General features: G+C 43.8%; 16 protein-coding genes and 1 pseudogene. 5 read left to right on the top strand and 12 right to left on the bottom strand.

Going from position 1 to position 16621, the window contains the following annotated elements:
- The 4 genes from QUB06_RS26665 to QUB06_RS26650 all read right to left on the bottom strand — a co-directional run.
- Positions 1-3305: nSTAND1 domain-containing NTPase (locus tag QUB06_RS26665; RefSeq protein WP_445251426.1), on the bottom strand; the 3305-nt coding region annotated here is incomplete at its 3' end.
- Between the two features lie 4 nt (positions 3306-3309).
- Positions 3310-4692, bottom strand: coding sequence for an ATP-binding protein (locus tag QUB06_RS26660; protein WP_333437837.1), 1383 nt, complete (start codon positions 4690-4692; stop codon positions 3310-3312).
- A 131-nt stretch (positions 4693-4823) separates the two neighbouring features.
- Entirely contained in the window at positions 4824-6014 is a 1191-nt protein-coding gene (locus QUB06_RS26655; RefSeq protein ID WP_333437836.1) for a M20 family metallopeptidase, read from the bottom strand.
- A gap of 603 nt (positions 6015-6617) precedes the next feature.
- Complete coding sequence (locus tag QUB06_RS26650) at positions 6618-6797, bottom strand: hypothetical protein (RefSeq protein WP_333437858.1); 180 nt, start codon at positions 6795-6797, stop codon at positions 6618-6620.
- On the opposite strand from QUB06_RS26650, the gene QUB06_RS26645 reads away from it, so the two are divergent.
- Entirely contained in the window at positions 6762-7784 is a 1023-nt protein-coding gene (locus QUB06_RS26645) for a glycosyltransferase family 87 protein (RefSeq protein WP_333437856.1), read from the top strand. The genes QUB06_RS26650 and QUB06_RS26645 overlap by 36 nt on opposite strands.
- Before the next feature lie 128 nt (positions 7785-7912).
- Here QUB06_RS26645 and QUB06_RS26640 read toward each other — a convergent pair whose 3' ends face one another.
- The 4 genes from QUB06_RS26640 to QUB06_RS26625 form a co-directional block, all read right to left on the bottom strand.
- A complete protein-coding gene (locus QUB06_RS26640; protein ID WP_333437835.1) occupies positions 7913-8257 on the bottom strand; it encodes a ribbon-helix-helix domain-containing protein in 345 nt (114 codons plus the stop codon).
- Positions 8238-8441: a ribbon-helix-helix domain-containing protein gene (locus tag QUB06_RS26635; RefSeq protein ID WP_015178320.1), complete on the bottom strand. Its 204-nt coding sequence runs from the start codon at positions 8439-8441 to the stop codon at positions 8238-8240. Before QUB06_RS26635 ends, QUB06_RS26640 begins: the two co-directional genes overlap by 20 nt.
- Positions 8442-8619: 178 nt before the next feature.
- Complete coding sequence (locus tag QUB06_RS26630; RefSeq protein ID WP_332957635.1) at positions 8620-8889, bottom strand: ribbon-helix-helix domain-containing protein; 270 nt, start codon at positions 8887-8889, stop codon at positions 8620-8622.
- Positions 8873-9049: a plasmid partition protein ParG gene (locus QUB06_RS26625; protein ID WP_332983430.1), complete on the bottom strand. Its 177-nt coding sequence runs from the start codon at positions 9047-9049 to the stop codon at positions 8873-8875. The genes QUB06_RS26630 and QUB06_RS26625 overlap by 17 nt, the downstream gene beginning before the upstream one ends.
- A 171-nt stretch (positions 9050-9220) precedes the next feature.
- On the opposite strand from QUB06_RS26625, the gene QUB06_RS26620 reads away from it, so the two are divergent.
- Complete coding sequence (locus QUB06_RS26620; RefSeq protein WP_190663608.1) at positions 9221-9454, top strand: hypothetical protein; 234 nt, start codon at positions 9221-9223, stop codon at positions 9452-9454.
- A gap of 164 nt (positions 9455-9618) precedes the next feature.
- On the opposite strand, the gene QUB06_RS26615 is transcribed toward QUB06_RS26620, so the two are convergent.
- Positions 9619-9843, bottom strand: a complete 225-nt coding sequence (locus QUB06_RS26615) for a hypothetical protein (protein ID WP_333437834.1) — start codon at positions 9841-9843, stop codon at positions 9619-9621.
- Positions 9844-10023: 180 nt separating this feature from the next.
- On the opposite strand from QUB06_RS26615, the gene QUB06_RS26610 reads away from it, so the two are divergent.
- The 3 genes from QUB06_RS26610 to QUB06_RS26600 all read left to right on the top strand — a co-directional run bounded on the left by QUB06_RS26610 (position 10024) and on the right by QUB06_RS26600 (position 14030).
- Positions 10024-13257, top strand: a complete 3234-nt coding sequence (locus tag QUB06_RS26610) for an NACHT C-terminal alpha/beta 1 domain-containing protein (protein ID WP_333437833.1) — start codon at positions 10024-10026, stop codon at positions 13255-13257.
- A 300-nt stretch (positions 13258-13557) separates the two neighbouring features.
- Complete coding sequence (locus tag QUB06_RS26605; RefSeq protein ID WP_006633400.1) at positions 13558-13767, top strand: hypothetical protein; 210 nt, start codon at positions 13558-13560, stop codon at positions 13765-13767.
- Positions 13764-14030, top strand: coding sequence for a type II toxin-antitoxin system RelE family toxin (locus QUB06_RS26600; protein WP_006633401.1), 267 nt, complete (start codon positions 13764-13766; stop codon positions 14028-14030). The genes QUB06_RS26605 and QUB06_RS26600 overlap by 4 nt, the downstream gene beginning before the upstream one ends.
- A 104-nt stretch (positions 14031-14134) precedes the next feature.
- Here QUB06_RS26600 and QUB06_RS26595 read toward each other — a convergent pair.
- The 3 genes and pseudogenes from QUB06_RS26595 to aspS form a co-directional block, all read right to left on the bottom strand.
- Positions 14135-14206 (bottom strand): annotated as a pseudogene (locus QUB06_RS26595) (type II toxin-antitoxin system YoeB family toxin); the annotation flags it as partial.
- A gap of 6 nt (positions 14207-14212) precedes the next feature.
- On the bottom strand, positions 14213-14437 hold the full coding sequence (locus QUB06_RS26590) for a hypothetical protein (RefSeq protein WP_333437832.1): 225 nt from the start codon (positions 14435-14437) through the stop codon (positions 14213-14215).
- A 222-nt stretch (positions 14438-14659) separates the two neighbouring features.
- On the bottom strand, positions 14660-16447 hold the full coding sequence (aspS, locus tag QUB06_RS26585; RefSeq protein ID WP_333437831.1) for an aspartate--tRNA ligase: 1788 nt from the start codon (positions 16445-16447) through the stop codon (positions 14660-14662).
- Positions 16448-16621 lie beyond the last annotated feature (174 nt).

Below are 16621 nucleotides of genomic sequence, written 5' to 3'. Positions count from 1 at the left end.
CTCGATACCCAATCTTGATGTCCTTTAAATTCTTGTATCAGCTTACCTGTTAAATCCCACAACCTTACTGTTTTGTCCCATGATGCCGTAGCGATATATTTGCCGTCAGGACTAAAAATGACACTCCATACTGGACTTTGATGTCCTTCAAATCTTTGTATTAACTTACCTTTTAAATCCCACAACCTTACTATACCACGATTAGACCCTGTAACGATGTATTTGCCGTTAGGACTAAAACTGACACTTCCTACCGCAAGTTCATGTCCTTTAAATTCTTGTATCAGCTTGCCTGTAATATCCCACAACCCTGCTGTTTCCCGTGATGCCGTAGCGATGTATTTGCCATCAGGACTAAAACTGACACTCCCTACCGCATATTGATGCCCGAACCTATTTTTTTCTCGGATGTTGTCCACTATTTGCTGTAGGGTGAAGAGAGGACTGGAGACTGAGTAATCTGCAAGTGAAGATTTGTTTTTCTCGATATCTCTAAGTTGTTTGCCAATCTGCACGGCTGAGATTAAAGGCTCTATTTGCTCATTATTAACTTGAAACTGTCTCAATGTATCAGTTCCTAATCGCTCTAATTTGGTCAATTTCTGTGCCTTGTCCACTTGCTGCCATGCTAATCCCATTACAGTTGCAGCACCAATTAAGCTAATGCTAAATATCGCTGCACCAATACTCCTGAGCCATTTAACTTGTCGCTTTGCTGCTGCTGACAACAGTTCTACTTTTTGTCTGGCCTCTGCATATATCTGCTTTTCGGCTTCAGTTTGCTTGAGTTGTTCACCTAATTTCGCACCGCGCTGTTTGCGGATAAAAGGCACTAAATAATCGTGGACAAGTTGGTATCTTTGAATCGGAGTTGCTGGTACTTCTAACACCAATCCCGATTTAACGACAATCTCGATAACCAAGTCTAATCTTTCTGACGCGGTTCCTAAATCTGCTGCTAATTCAGCCAAAGTTTTCTGAGGACGGGTATTGTTTTCATCCGTCAGCAAGTACAAGATAAGTTCGGCAATGTCTTTATTTTCCTTGCCGCAGTCTGCGATCACTTCAGCTAAAAATTCCTCAACCAGTTTGAGCTTTGCGAGATCGCCAAGTTGCTGATAGTCACTCAGTCGAGTAATCTGCCGTTTTTCCAGTTGCGTCCCCACAATTTGCAACTCAATCGGTCGCACTTCGCCGAGTTGACCTGCCAAATCTTCTACCAGTGTGTTTGCCAAATCATCATCCAAGTAAAATTGAGAGCGTCCTGTTAAGGTTTGGACAACAACTTTAGCATCTGACCTCAAAAAATTACCCAAATAATAGCGATTTATTTTATTGAGGATGTCATCTTCAATTATTGATAATTTGGTCGTGCGATTCCACTCTAACAAGTAGAAAAGATAATCTTCCCGCAGCGACAGGATAATTTTAAGATGGCAAATTTGCAAACATTCAGCCAAAAAATTATATAACTCTTGCCTGCTGCTTTGGTCTTGATAAGCAAAGAAAAATTCCTCAAACTGGTCAAAGATTAGTACCGTCAATAAATTGCGTTTTTCATAGAGTCGCAACTGTTCCAAAATAGCTGTCGGTGTGTCAATAGGAGTAGATAAACTCTTACCTTTTATTTTTTCAATTCCCAATTTTAAACGCTGACCGCAATCCCTCGCCCAATCGTGATAAGACTGCAATAAAATAGGCAATACGTCCCGCGCGTCAAAAGTGGTAAGTTGCAGTGCCGGAACTAACCCCGCTTGAATAATAGAACTTTTTCCTACCCCTGACTGTCCGTGAATAATTGTCAGCTTACAAGCAGGTGTACCTATGCGTTGAATTATCTGTTTAATATCCTTTGCTCGCCCGGAAGCCGCTTCAATTTCCTCAACAATTTCAGCTTTTGACTGACCTGATTCTAAAGCAAGATTAATTGTTTGTTGCGGCTGCAAGCGACCGGCGCCAATAAAAGCTTGCAGTCGGTATTTGCTTTTAACTTCCTGTTGTTCTAGTTTTAAATCAAATGCTTTTAAATATTCGCTTTGCTCAAAATAGAGAGTTCTCAACTCTTCTAAAATCCTCAGATAAAGCTGCACATCATCTTGAGGCTGCGTATTTTCTTTAGCTGCTTCTAAGTTCCTAACAGCCTCCGACTGTTGACCCAGATTTCGCTGCGCTTTTGCCAAAAGTAACAGATACAAACCAGTCTCTTGTTGGGATATTTCTGCTTGTGTCAAAACAAGCAATGCTAATGTAGCTGATTCGCAAGCTTTTTCCCACTCAGAACGTTGCAGGGCTACCTCAGCCAAAAAGCCGTAATCTTCAGCTACTTGACTCTGAGTGCCACAATTTTCGTGCATTTCTAAAGCTTGGTCAGCTAAAATTGGCAACTCTTCCCAAGCTTCTAAAAGTCGCAGCACTTCGCCAAGTTCGCTAATACATTTAGCTGCTAAATCATTTCGTTGTGCTTGCTCAAAACTCTCCAGAGATTGCTGCAAATACTTTCTAGCTTCTCGCCAATAGCCTTGATTTCCTGCCCGGTGCAATTCAGCTTTGCGGTTGTAAGCTTGAGCAATTTTCTGGCAGACAATTCCTTGTCTTTCTAAGTGGCGATTTTGCTGCCAAAATGTCAAACTTTGCTGATAATGTTCGAGTGCTAAATCTATTTGATTTTTCTGAGATTCAACTAAACCCTGAATAAATTGCCAACTAGCTTGCAATTCCGGGTCTAATGCTGCATTTAGCAGGTCATTCTCCACCGACTCAACTTCATAGTCATCTAATTTAAAATTCTCAACATAACCAAAAGCTTGGCCTACTTTTTGTCGCAAAAAAATCATCAAATCATAGGGCGGCATGGTAAACTGAATTGGAGGAGGAGCCCAAGACTTCAAATCATTCGCCGATCGACTGAATTTAGACAGTACGGAATCCGTCACCCATAATATTAAAGGAAAAGCAAAATCTTGATTGAATTGATCTCGCGCTCTATTCGCGCCCGCTAACAGGTCATCAAGAGCAACCACCGATTCGATACCGACAATTATTAAAGCTTTCGGCGGTTGCTCTTGGACGGCATTTAGAATGGTTTGATAAAGTGTTTTGGTAGCAGGTTCGAGGGCTAATTCTTGATATTCAACAGTCGAGCGATCGCGCAGCTTTTCCAGCATTGCAGAACGCAAGCTAGCATAATTGCAGCGCACTATAGTTAAAGAAAACTTTCCTTGAAAGCGGGCGATCGTCCGTACCAAAGTAGATAGCGATCGCTCATTTTCGGCTGCAATATCTTCGGCGGGATTTGAGTTTACCATAATCTCACGAATTTTTCTGCTGCCACCGCTTAAATTTGTCAGTTTCCATCAACAGCGGATTCAACGCAAACCAATTTCCTTGAGTGTCGTCTACATATTCAAAAACCCACAGGTTTCGCAGCAAATCTTGGTATTCTTTATCTCCATTTATGCTTTGTTCTTTCACCACCTTAAACAGTAATTCCCACTCATCATTATCGATGCCGCGAATCAGAGTGTCGCGGGCACTGCGAATCACTGATTTTAACACATTTTGCGAAATGGGAGGGTCATCTTGCTGCAAGCAACCAAACAGGATTCCCATCAAGTTTCGCAGATGACCTCCGCTAACTCGGCACAATTCATCTAAAGTTTCAGGACTGTCAAAAACTTCGGCAATTAATGTAATATATTTCTCTGGCGACACATTAGGGAAAGCCCGCGACATCACCATGCGCCGCAGTAAATTCATCCCCTCAACACATTCGCTGCCATCTCTATTCTTTACGGGTACCATCGGCAAAACTTGCGGGTCAACTCCGCCGCCCAATCGATTTTTCAAAATTGCACTTTCATTGCCAAAAATCAATCCCAACGGCAGGGTATAAACTAAATGGCAATTCAGTTTCCGCAACTGATCGCCCCGGTCAATAAAAATATATTCTGGCAACAGTCGCCCCGAGGCATTGGATTGAGAAACTATCCGGTCTAAGTTGTCAACAATCACCACCAATCCTTTTTTACCGCGCTGCTTTAACTGATTAATTGCTACATCAATAATTTCTTGATTAATCAGTTCTAACATTTTATTCGCTTGCGGTTCCATGTACTGTCTCAGTTTAGATCGCAAGTCGGGATCACTTTTGGTTTTGGCAGTAATTTTGGCGATGCCTAAAGGCAGAGAGACTTCCAAATTTCCGTCTGTATGGCCCTTATATTTGCTGCCAAAAAGTTCTCCTTCAGCTTCTAAAGTCACAGGGGTTTGTAAAAAATTCCAACTATTTTTTAAGAATTCTTTAAAGCGCTGGGGCTGCAAGGAAATTTTGCCCTCTTCCAAGCTTTGGGTGACTCGCCGGGCGATCGCTAACATGATATCTGTCAAATCGAGATCCATTTCATCGAGGTCTTGTGTGGACTCGAAGTAAACTACATGAAATCCCTCATCTGTCAACTCTTTTTGCAGTCGCGACAATTCAGTAGACTTGCCACAACCAATATGTCCGGTAAACAATTGGCAAGTCGGTTTATCTCGTGCCAGACGGGTAATTGTCCGTTTGAGTATGTTAATAACTTTTCCGCCACGCACCTCAGCAAAATCAATGTAGTAACGCTGATCTTCGGCATTGCCCAATATCAGGGAGTGACTGGGGTTGCAGGCATCGCAGAATCGATCGAAATCTAGGTTCATAAAATTTTATAAATTAGTTTTTGTAGTTATTGTAGGGTGGGTCAGGGCTGAATGTTATTACCAGAGACAAAACAATTTTCCGGGTAAGCACCCTACGGTTAGTTAGCTGACCACCCATACGTCGAAGACTATTAGTGTGAACCTGGATGCTGTTTCCAATATTGGTAGGCGGCATAGGCTAAGGTGACAGCGCCGGTGACGATCGCCGCTTCGTCTACCTCAAATTGCGGGTGATGGAGGGGATAGTTCGGTTTGTCAGTTAGTCCCACTCCTAAGCGAAACATGGTTCCCGGTGCGTGTTCTAAGTACATCGAAAAATCTTCGGCGCCGAGGGATGGTTCTGGTAAAATTTGGACGCGCGATCGACCTAAAGCTTCTAAAGCCGCAGTTTCGACTAATTGCGTGAGTTTGGGGTCGTTTTGGACTCCGGGCACGCCGCGCTTGTAGGTGAGTTCGTACTTAGCGCCGTAAGTCGCGCAAACGCTAGAAACAATTTGTTCGATCCAAGCCGGCAGTTTTTCGTGGGTTTCTGGATGCAGCGATCGCACGGTTCCCAATAATTTTACTCGATCGGCAATTACGTTCGGCGCTCGTCCGCCGTTAATTTGCCCGATCGTCAAAACCAGTGGCCTCAAAGGATTTTGCGTGCGGCTAATTGCCTGCTGCAAAGTGGTAATTATCTGAGAAGCAATCCAAATTGCGTCGATCGCCTCGTGGGGACGCGCACCGTGGCCGGATTCGCCCATCACAATCAATTCTATGTCATCTGCCGCCGCCGTCAGTGCCCCGTGGCGGATACCGATGCAACCGCCGGGAATCGTCGGAAAAACGTGCACTCCGAGGATGCCGTCAACATCTTGCATCGCCCCATCTTTAATCATCCATTGAGCACCTTGGGCAATCTCTTCCGCCGGCTGAAACAAGAAGCGGACGTGACCGGGCAATTTTTCCCCTAGCTGAGACAATATCATGGCTGCGCCCAAACCGACGGTGGTGTGGATGTCGTGGCCGCAGGCGTGCATGACTCCCTCGTTGCGGGAGGCAAATTCTAAGTTTGTGCGTTCTTGAATCGGCAAAGCGTCCATATCGGTGCGAATTGCCAGCCAGCGGGACTCGCTGCTGTTGCCTTTGAGTTCGCCGAGCACTCCTGTTTTGCCGATTCCTTCGATCGCGTGAACTCCGCTGGAAGCGAGAACTCCGGCTACGTAGGCGGCGGTTTGATATTCTTGGCCGCTGAGTTCGGGGTGGGAGTGGATGTGGCGGCGAATTTCGATTAAGCGGGGTGCTAGGGTGGCGGCTAATTCTTTGATGCGGGGAAGCATGAATTTAGTTGGGGAGTGCGGTACAAGTTGTAGTCAACTAGGGTAACGCATATGTTTGGGGGTGAACAGGGTTACAAGGGACAAAAGTGCGATCGGGCTTTTAGATGGCAATGCTATTTCGTTTGTGAATAAGATTTTTTTTTCTCACCGCAGAGGGCGCAGAGGACGCAGAGAAAAGAGAGAAAAGAGAGTTAGGTATAAACGGGGAAGAAAAGTCTATATTCTTGGCTCAAAGGCTGAGTTTTAGTTGAGAATCTCTGGTTGTGATATCATCAAATAGTAAATTTATTAAAATTATTTTCTATGATTAGCTTTGGATTCTGGAATGTAATTATTTTAATTACAGTCGCTTTGATTCTAAAACTTAATTTGCGGTTAGATAGCGAAAAAACAGCATGGCAAGATTCTTTGTTTTTAAAACATCCTTCTATCCAAAGGTTGACTCAGTTTTTTCGTCAACGTATCGTTAACTTTATTTTGCAAGCAGTTATTGTATTAGTTGTAACCCGATTTCTCTGTTATACCGGTTGGTTGGTTTACAATCTGACTACTCGACCGGATCCGCCTTACTGGGATTTTAAGTGGTTTTATGTAGCGAGTAGATTAGCCCATCAGCATTTGAGTCCCTTTAATGTCGAGGTGTTTAACATCGGTTTCTGTAGCATCACAAAAGTGTGTGGGTTTATTCCATCTTTTGTTTATCCACCTAATATCATTCCTCTGCTGTGGTTTGTGGGCTATTTCCCGATGAAGACTGCATTCACCATCTGGACTTGGCTGCATCTTATTGCCACAGGTTTTGTTTTATGGGGAGCGAATATCTTGTTGGTGTCGCACTCACGAGCTTTTAGGACTATTTGTAGTATATCAGTTGCATTCCTCTACGGTTTTGTCTTCGATCTTCAAGTTGGAAATGTGGCAACTTTTATTGCTGTTATGCTGTTATGGATGTTTATTTATGCTAGAAAAAATTACGATGTAATTGCAGGAATTTTATTAGGAATTGCACTTTTTAAACCAACTTTAGTTATATTGTTTATTCCTTATTTTTTAATCAAAAGACGGTTTCAGCTAGTTTTTATATCTCTAGCCACGGTAACTTTTTTGGCAGTTATAGGTCTAGCTGTAACGGGCAATTCTTTAACAGGATTTATACAGGATGCGACTCGTGGATTTCCACTGTGGCTCAACGATCCATCGAATAATGCTTATATTTCTATGAGTCGTCTTGATTTAAGGGTTATGGGGCCGAGATTTTTCCCCGATAGTCCCTTGGTGGCGAAGCTATTTTCTGACTCGATCTGTCTGCTGCTAGTTGGTTTAGTGAGTTGGTATTTTTACAAAAAACAATCTCGCAATGCTTGGTCAAAAAAAGTTGATTTATCTGAAATGGTGCTAATTTCTACTTTGAGTATTGCTATCAACTATTCTCAGCCCACCAGTTCTGTGATGTTAGCACCGGCGGTGGTTTTTTTGCTGAATGATTTATGTTTTCAGATTAAAAATTGTGCCTTCTCTAAGCAAAGAATGTCCGTTTGGTTATTCGGCGTTGGCTGTGTGATGGTGCAAACCGCTGTGATTCATGGCGGGCTGTTGGTGTTTCTAGGAAAGCGGTGGAACTGGAAGGGGGGGGAATTGCCTTATTTGTTTAAAGTAACTATTTTTTCACTACCGAGTTATGCGATTTTAGGCCTGACGTTAAGTGTTTTAGTCTTAGCGATTCAATCTCTTGGTCAAAAACAGGTTGCTGAATTTGACCTACCGAGCTGAAGCAGGAAATAGACATTTATCTGGTCAAGAGTAAGTAATAGGTAGGGTGTTCAAAATGTCATTTTATAACAAATTTATTCATCTCTCTCTTCTCTTCCTCTGTGCTCTCTGCGTCCTCTGCGGTTAAATCATCCAGAGTCGCTGTCGATTTTCTGTTGCTGCGATCGCTCTTCGCTTTGAATTCTCCCCTCAGATTTAGCCTCATCTACTGCTTCTTGAATTAATGTCAACACCATATTCGAGACCGGCCGATAATGCGATTTGGCTAACCGCTCTAGGTCTGCTTTAAGTTCTTCTGGAAGATATACAACTATTCTGGGGAGTTTTGCTGGCAAGGCTGTTATTTGTGCTTTTACTGCCCTATTGTACCTTACTGCGTCACCGTCCAAAACAAAGTACACGGCAGGACACGCAGGCAGTTGAGAGCGATCGCGCGCAGTGGTAGTTGCTAGTTTAATCGTCTTTGGATTCATTGAACTTTCCTTCCTTCTGCGCTCTTTCGAGTCCTTCTTCCACCAAAAGTAATGCCATTTGGGAAATCGAACGACGCTCAATACTCGCCAGTTTCTCTAACTTCTCCTTGATTTCGGGTGGGGGGTAAAAGGCAACTCTAGGAGATTTTGCAGGACTCACATTGTTTGGGGGTAGCGTGTTCACGATGTCATTTTAGCTGACTGCAAATTTTTTAGAAAAATTTTAAGCCAAGGTAGCACACCACAATCTAGTTTAGGCTATAGTAATCTAAATAGCCAAAACCCAAACCCCACTCCAACACAAAATCAACGGCCCGACAGGTTGGCAGTTGAGAATGACTCATCAGCGTAGAGATCAAAGGTTAATTGCTGCTGGGTTCATCTTCTGTAGTCTTTTTAGCCAAGTAAGCATCTACAGCTTCAGAGACAATCCGACTTACGAGATTGCTGACTGTCCGGTCTTCTTTCTTGGCCCAATCTTCCAAGACGTTGTAGGCGTTTGGAGGAACGTAGCTGGTGACTCGTTTTAGGTTTTTTGCTGGCAAGTTAGGCAACTGGGAATTTACTTCATAGATCGATCGTACTTTCTTTGTACGCCTCTTTGGTGTCGCCCCTTCAGGTGTTTGACTCATCCCGTTTCGCCTGGGCTTGCTCTTGCTCTTGACACCAGTTTTCTATTAGTTGACCTCCGACGCTGCTCATATCCCTTTCCGCACGAACGCACAAGGCTTTGAACCTGATCTTCAATGCCTTGGGAATTACAAGTTTGATGGTGTCTTTTTCATTTGCCATAACTTTATTTTCACACGTTTACGTGTGAAAAGTCTAAAATTCCCTTAGTTACCTATTCCCATATTCCCATAGCTGTGCTAGAGTGAGGATGTACAAACGGAAAAGCGATCGCCCCTGGCCTGGAAAACTTGAGGGCGATCGCAATTCCACTATTCGTGTAATTCAAAGTCTATGATATCACAGCCAAAATCAGTTCCCGAATTGCTCCGGGAAGAAATTCCTGATGTACCTCAAGGTAAACAACCGATTCGTTTGCTGTTGTGTGGCGTTCCTAAAGCGGTAGACAGCATCGTTAATCTGTTGCACGTTTTAGGTTTTGCAGAAGTTGGGGAATGGAGCCCGCCTCTACCATCGCCGATAGCGGGTGAGGTGATTCGGATTTTAACCCGTTACTGGAAAGAGTAATTGTTGAGGGCGATCGCACTTTTTTTGTGAAGTGCGATCGTCCTTTCTGTCTCATTTAGGACTTACCCATAAATACCAAAGAAACCGGGTTTTTCACGACTGTTAAAGACCCGGATGCAGTATTTCCGTAAAAAACCCGGTTTCTGCCTCCAGGAGTACGATCGTCAGAATCTTTTAAGTGGCGATCGCCAGCGCATCCAAAAACAATATAACAGAGTCAATACCAACCATCCCGACACACAGCAAAACCCAGGAAGCGTAACATCAATACTCGGTGAAGGCTGCGTGTTAACTTCAATAATAAATTGATTAACATAAGGTTCAACAAAATTGTCATAAGCATTTTCTAATGCTTCGCGTTGTTTGATTCTGTCTTCTTGGTCGTTCATCCTTAACCAGCCTTCATTTCAAGTGTCTGAAGGTATGGTCGGTTTGGGGTAGGAAAGCAAAGCAACCCCCCGGTTATATCAGCCAGAAACTTGATAGAATAAGCGTTAGAGCGGTTTGGGGTACGTCGTGAAGATTGCAGCCCCCCCAAAGTTCTTTTGCAATTCCCCTCCCTGGAACCCATGCCGAGCAAAGATAAAGTCACCTATGGGCCTATTGTTAAAGAACGTGCCAAGCGCTTATTAGGGGCACTGTTGGCTTATGCCAATTGGGAATTAGAAGACGTTGGTGGCATCTCTCTAAGTTTTAGATGGCGGGATGAAACTACAAAACAACCGAAATTGGTGATTGAAACCCAACTGAGAACGCTGGAATTTCTCACGGTCAAAGACAAGCATGAAGGGAAATTAACTAAAAGCCAGATTAGACAGGCACTTAATGAACATTTAGAGGACTTTTTGCACATCCTCGAAGATAATCGCTCTAAGACGCAGGGAAATGAAACGTTGCACTTTACTCTGAAGTTGTGGAGTAAAAACACGCAAAAGAATTTAGAACAATTTGAAATTGAATGGGAACGCCTACGCCCCGAAAAATCTAAGCAACAGGAGAAAACTCTACGGAAAACGGTTGCTGGAAAAACCCCTAAATCTGAAGATAAACTTATAAACTGGCAAGAAATCTGCCGCCAAAACCTCGCGGAACAAAAGCAACTCACCACCAACCGGTTTACCAACGCCTGCGGGGTGACACCGCAACTAGATGAGATTTATATTCGCTTAGCGATTGTTGAACGCAAACCGTCCAAGCCTCCCTCAAGGGATCGGCCAGAAGAAAAGGAAGAAGAAAAACTCATCCCCATTGCTGAAGAACGCTTTTTTGAGGATGTGTTGCGACAAGGGCAAAGCGAAATTAGCCAAGGGCGCAAAATTGCGATTATTGGCGAACCGGGTTCGGGGAAAACCACGCGCTTACAGAAGATTGCCGATTGGATTTTAAAGCAAGAATTGGGTTTGCCGATTTGGGTATCTTTGGCAGATTTAACTCAACCGACAATTACCCAATATATCGAGGATATCTGGCTGAAACAAACAGGTCAAAATCTCACTATTGATGCACTCACCCAACAAAAACACCTGATTTGGCTATTGTTGGATGGGTTGGATGAAATGACATCTAAGGTGGAAATGCGCCATGTTTCCGCACTTTTGGGGGGATGGGTGCAGGCGGCGCGGGTGGTGGTGACTTGTCGGGTGAATGTCTGGGAAGCGGATAAGAATGCTTTTTCGGGGTTTGATGTGTTTCGGAATTTGGAGTTTAACCCGGAACAGGTGACGGACTATATTCGCCGTTGGTTTGCAGAGATGAGAGATGCAGCGACAGGGGAGAGTTTAGAGGCGGCGTTAGCAGAGTCGGAAAATTCCCGTCTCAAGGAGTTGATTCAGAATCCGTTGCGGTTGTGGATGTTGTGTCTAATTTGGCAGACGGGGGGCGGTTTGCCGGAAACGCAGGCGGGGTTATACGCGCAGTTTGTGGATTGGGTGTATCGCTGGAAGGCGGATGAGGAGATTTTAGATCAACGGGAGGCAATTGATAAAGCTTTGGCGCGGTTGGCGTGGGCGGCGATGGAACAGAAGGATGAGGTTTCGCGGTTACGGTTGCGGGAAAGTTGGGTGTTGAAGGTTTTGGGAAGTCGCCCGATTTTTGAGGCGGTGATGAAGTTGGGGTGGTTGAATCGGGTGGAACGTTTTCCAGAGGCGATTTGCGTGTTTTATCATGCGACGTTTCAGGAGTATTTTGCGGCGTTGGCAGTGAAAGATTGGGATGATTTTTTACCTCGGAATCATGTTGATTTTCCGGTGCCGGGGAAGGAATATCGGATTTTTGAACCGCCGTGGAAGCAGGTAATTTTGCTGTGGTTAGGGCGTGGGGATGTTGCGGATAAGGAGAAGTTTATTGAGAAGTTGGTAAATTTTGATGATGGGTGTGGAGAATGGAATTTTGAGAAAGTAGATAGAGGTTTTTATGAATATCGCGCCTATTTTTTGGCAGCCGCAGGGATTGGGGAGTTTAATGATTTTGAGGAGCCTGATATTATTAGCGATATTATAGACCAGCTTGTTCTTTGGCGGTTTGGTTCTTCTAAATTTGAACACCAAGAATGGCTGATGTATCCAAATTATATTGAAAAGGCTGCGGCTATAGCATTGAAAGAAACCAATCACCTAAAGGTAATCAATGCCTTGACTGTTTTATTACAAACGTTGCCGCATGAAAGTGAGAGGGTTAATTTTACAGTGGCTGCTTTTATATTAGATATCGACCCTAACAATTTTGCAGCAAAGGCTACTATAACTAATTTATTAAATAGTAAAAATTACCGAGAAGCTGCCGAATCACTATTAAGCAATAATAATAATCACAATGAGCGAGAACAAAAAAATATTATCGATCGGCAGGAAAAATTACCTGAAGAAATAAATCAAATGTCTAAACTACTAAAATCTTTTGAAGAAAACCGATTGCAAAAAATCAAAGCTTTGGAAACTTGTAATGACGTGAACTATTTAATTGGTCAGTTCCGAGACGGTTTTGAAATTAAGAACAATGGGGAAACGTCGATTAAACATACTTTTACGGCTGCTAAAGCTAGATTGGCACAGATTGGAAGAGAGGATATAAGTATTATTGAACCTATACTTCAGTTACTATTTACTAAACCCAGTCATTTTCTCTGTAGAAATATCATTGATTTATTATTTGAAAAAATTATCAACAGTAATTCATTATATTTTTTAGTCATTAAGAGATTAAAAGAGTACCTGGATGGAAAAGTTATTAAACTCAGTTTTGATACATCTAGGTGTGCTATTGAAATACTTTTGTATTGCGCCCAAAAACTCCCCTACCCCGAATTCTACCGCGCATGGCACGGTTTAACCGAAACCCAAACCTCCCCCCTCGTCCAAACCCTTAACCTCGCCGAACTCCCCCAACTCCTGCAAACCCAACTCACCGAAACCAACCTCCACCAAACCCTGCAACTCTTCTGCATCGATGGCAGCAAATTCGATAACCCCGATAACCCCGCCGCCGACATCTACCTGCAACTAATCAAAAAACACCACTGCCCCAAATCCACAGAAGGCACACCCCGCACCCTCACCGAATTCAAAATCTACTGGCAACTCCTAGACTGGGATAAACACCCGATCCTCATCTTCTACCAAGACCCCACATCCCCCGCCGCCCAAGGTTTGAGCCCTACTTTCCTCGATGCCCTCACCCGCTTCGACGGTACAATCTGCCTCATCACCGACACACCTCATCCACCCCTGCAAACCTTCTCCCCCCATGACCCCGATTTACTTCAAACAGTCGTAAACTGGCTCAAACGACTTCATCTAGAGTCCTAAGTTTTGACTGTCGGGAGTTACGCATCAAAACCAAAGAAACCGGGTTTTTCACTTTAGTTAAAGGTCGGGATGCAGTATTCTCGAAAAAAACCCGGTTTCTGACCACCCGCAAACCAAAGAAACCGGGTTTTTGGCCGCTTCTACGAGGTGTAACGAAGTATTCTTGAAAAAACCCGGTTTCTGACTACCCGCAAACCAAAGTTAGCTAGAATAAATTTAATTCAAATAAAATAAAATAAAAATAAATTTGCCGCATTTCGTGATACAATAAAAACCTAAAAAAATCCCACAAAAAAAGCAATGTCTGAAATTACTCTAGACGAAACCAAACTTAAAGAATTGCTCAAAGCAGCGATTTTTGAGTTATTAAAAGAACAAAAAGAAGTATTTTCTGAAATTTTAACAGAAGCCCTAGAAGATATAGGGATGGAAAATGCTATCAAAGAAGGCGAAAATACTGAAACAGTCAGCCGCGAGCAAATTTTCAAAATCCTGAAGAGACAACCATGAATGTGGAGTTTAAAAAGAGCTTTGAAAAGGATTTACTCAAGATTCTTGATGCTGACTTGTTGCAAAGAATTCAGGAAGCGATAGAAGAAGTTGAGAACGCCGAAAAATTAAATGAAGTCAGCAATGTTAAAAAACTAAAAGGTGATGCAGACTACTATCGCCTGAGAGTGGGCGATTACCGAATCGGTATTAAAGTTAATGATGGCGTAGTCTATTTCGTCAGGATACTCCACCGCAAAGAGATTTACAGATACTTTCCGTAATCATTTCGAGCGATCGCACTTTCTGAATTGTTTCTCATCCACACCAGACGGCGCATTTGTCAGCAAACAACCCGGCTGCTGCGTCTTCGGAAACGCAATCACATCTATTCAGTGTAATGATACTTACAAGCCACGATCGCAATTTCTCGATCCCTAACTTGGTAAACTAAACGATGTTCGTTTCATTGCAAATTATGTAAATTAACTTCAACTAAATTTTGCCCCTCTTTAACATTTTCAATAGCTTTTAAAAGTCTATTTTTGTTGACTTCTGATTTCAAAAGATATTCGGTTTCATCACACTCTGAAACAATTCTTTCAATCTCTTTATCTCCAAAAGTCGCCTTAATTTGTTCTAAAAAATGATCATTGAGTTCGCTGGCTTTTAAACGATAAACTGTTGACATCGTTTTTACCTATTTTCGATTATGCTAATTATAGCGTTTTTAATCTAAAGACGTGGAATGTAACTAGAGCATACAGTATCAGCCAAAGTTTTGACTCAATGACAGTCCAGGACGCAGAATCGTGTCTGTCATGCTGAACAAAACGCAGTGTAGTGAAGCATCAAGCGAGATGCTTCCCTTCTCTCAGCATGACACATAGGCTTTGCCTAAGTCCCGATCGCCTTATGACTTCGGCGTATAAGTCGATCGCACTTGCAACTCCTTCAACTGCTTCTCATCCACACCAGACGGCGCATTCGTCAGCAAACAACCCGCCTGCTGCGTCTTCGGAAACGCCATCACATCGCGAATCGATTCCTCACCAGCCAACAGCATCACCAACCGATCCAAGCCGTAAGCAATGCCTCCGTGGGGCGGAGTTCCATACTCAAACGCCTCCAACAAAAAGCCAAACTTATTGTAAGCTTCCTCAGTCGATAAGCCGATCGCCTCAAACACCTTTTCCTGAACATCCCGCTGATAAATCCGCAGAGAACCGCCGCCGACTTCTGTACCGTTTAACACCAAATCGTAAGCTTGAGCCCTCGCAGTTTTCAAATCGTTAATATCGTCAGGATGCGGCGCAGTAAACGGGTGGTGCAATGCTTCCAAACGCTTCTCATCAGCGTTCCATTCAAACATCGGGAAATCAGTCACCCACAGCAGATTCATCTTGTCCTTGTCAATCAATCCCAATTCGTTACCGATAAACAAACGCAATCTATCCAAAGTCTTATTGACAGTTGTCACATCAGCCGCTGCGAATAACAACAAATGACCGGGTTGCGCGCCCGTGCGATCGAGCAATTGCTGTTTTTGTGCTTCCGTCAAATTATCCTTAATTGCGCCGATCGTATCAATTTCGCCATTATCCCGCACGCGAATGTAAGCCAATCCCTTCGCACCGGCTTCGCTGGCTTCCCTAAACAAATCGCCACCCGGTTTAATCCGCACGTTAGAAATCGCATCATTTCCGCCCGGAATCGGCAAAATCTTCACAATTCCGCCCGCAGCAACCGCCCCGGAAAATACTTTAAATCCCGAATCTTTCATCAAATCGGAAACATCGACTAATTCCATACCGAAGCGAGTGTCTGGTTTGTCGCTACCGTAGCGATCCATTGCTTCCGCGTAAGTCAAGCGCGGAAAAGGACGGGGCACTTCTACGCCTTTGACACTTTGGAAAATCTGGGAGACTAAACCTTCGTTTAATTCGAGAATTTCTTCTAAAGACATGAAACTCATTTCCATGTCTAATTGTGTGAATTCCGGCTGTCTGTCGGCGCGCAAATCTTCATCGCGGAAGCAGCGGGCAATCTGATAATATCTGTCCAAACCCGAAACCATTAACAATTGTTTGAACAACTGCGGCGACTGCGGCAAAGCGTACCACTCGCCCAAATTGACGCGGCTGGGCACTAAATAATCTCTCGCACCTTCAGGAGTCGATCGCGTTAAAATCGGTGTTTCAACTTCAATAAAACCTCCCACATCTTCCAGGTGGCGGCGCATAGCTTTGACTACTTGGTGGCGAAGCTGCAAATTGCGACTCATACGATCGCGCCGCAAGTCCAAATAGCGATATTTCAGCCGCAAATCTTCCCGCACACTTTCATTTTCCGCCGTCGCCACCTGAAACGGTAACTGTTTGCGAACAGCATTTAACAACTCAATTTCGTCAGCGTAAATTTCCACCTCACCCGTAGGCAATTTCGGGTTGAGGGAATCGGCGGGGCGGCTGGTGACTCGCCCAGTAATTTTAAGCACGTATTCGCTGCGTAAAGCCTCAGCCCCGTGATAGGAATCGGGGGTGCGTTCAGGATCGCTGACAATTTGCACAATACCCGATCGATCGCGCACATCCAGAAAAATCACCCCGCCATGATCGCGGCGGCGATCCACCCAGCCGTAAAGGGTGACAGTCTCTCCGATGTGTTCGCTTCGCAGTTCGCCGCAGTAGTAAGTTCTCATGGTTGGGGGTTATGGACTAAAAATAAAGCTTTTTGATTATAGCGCTTAGTGTCAAAACCTTTTATGAACAGGCAAGATGCCTGTTCCACAATAAAATTCTAGGACTTACGCATTGACAAAAAACATTATCTATGTATTCTAGACTCTAACATCATTGCTAAGGTTCGCCAAAAT

The sequence above is a fragment of the Microcoleus sp. D2_18a_D3 genome, assembly GCF_036702455.1.
Lineage (GTDB): Bacteria > Cyanobacteriota > Cyanobacteriia > Cyanobacteriales > Microcoleaceae > Microcoleus.
This window is presented reverse-complemented; position numbering and strand designations above follow the sequence as displayed.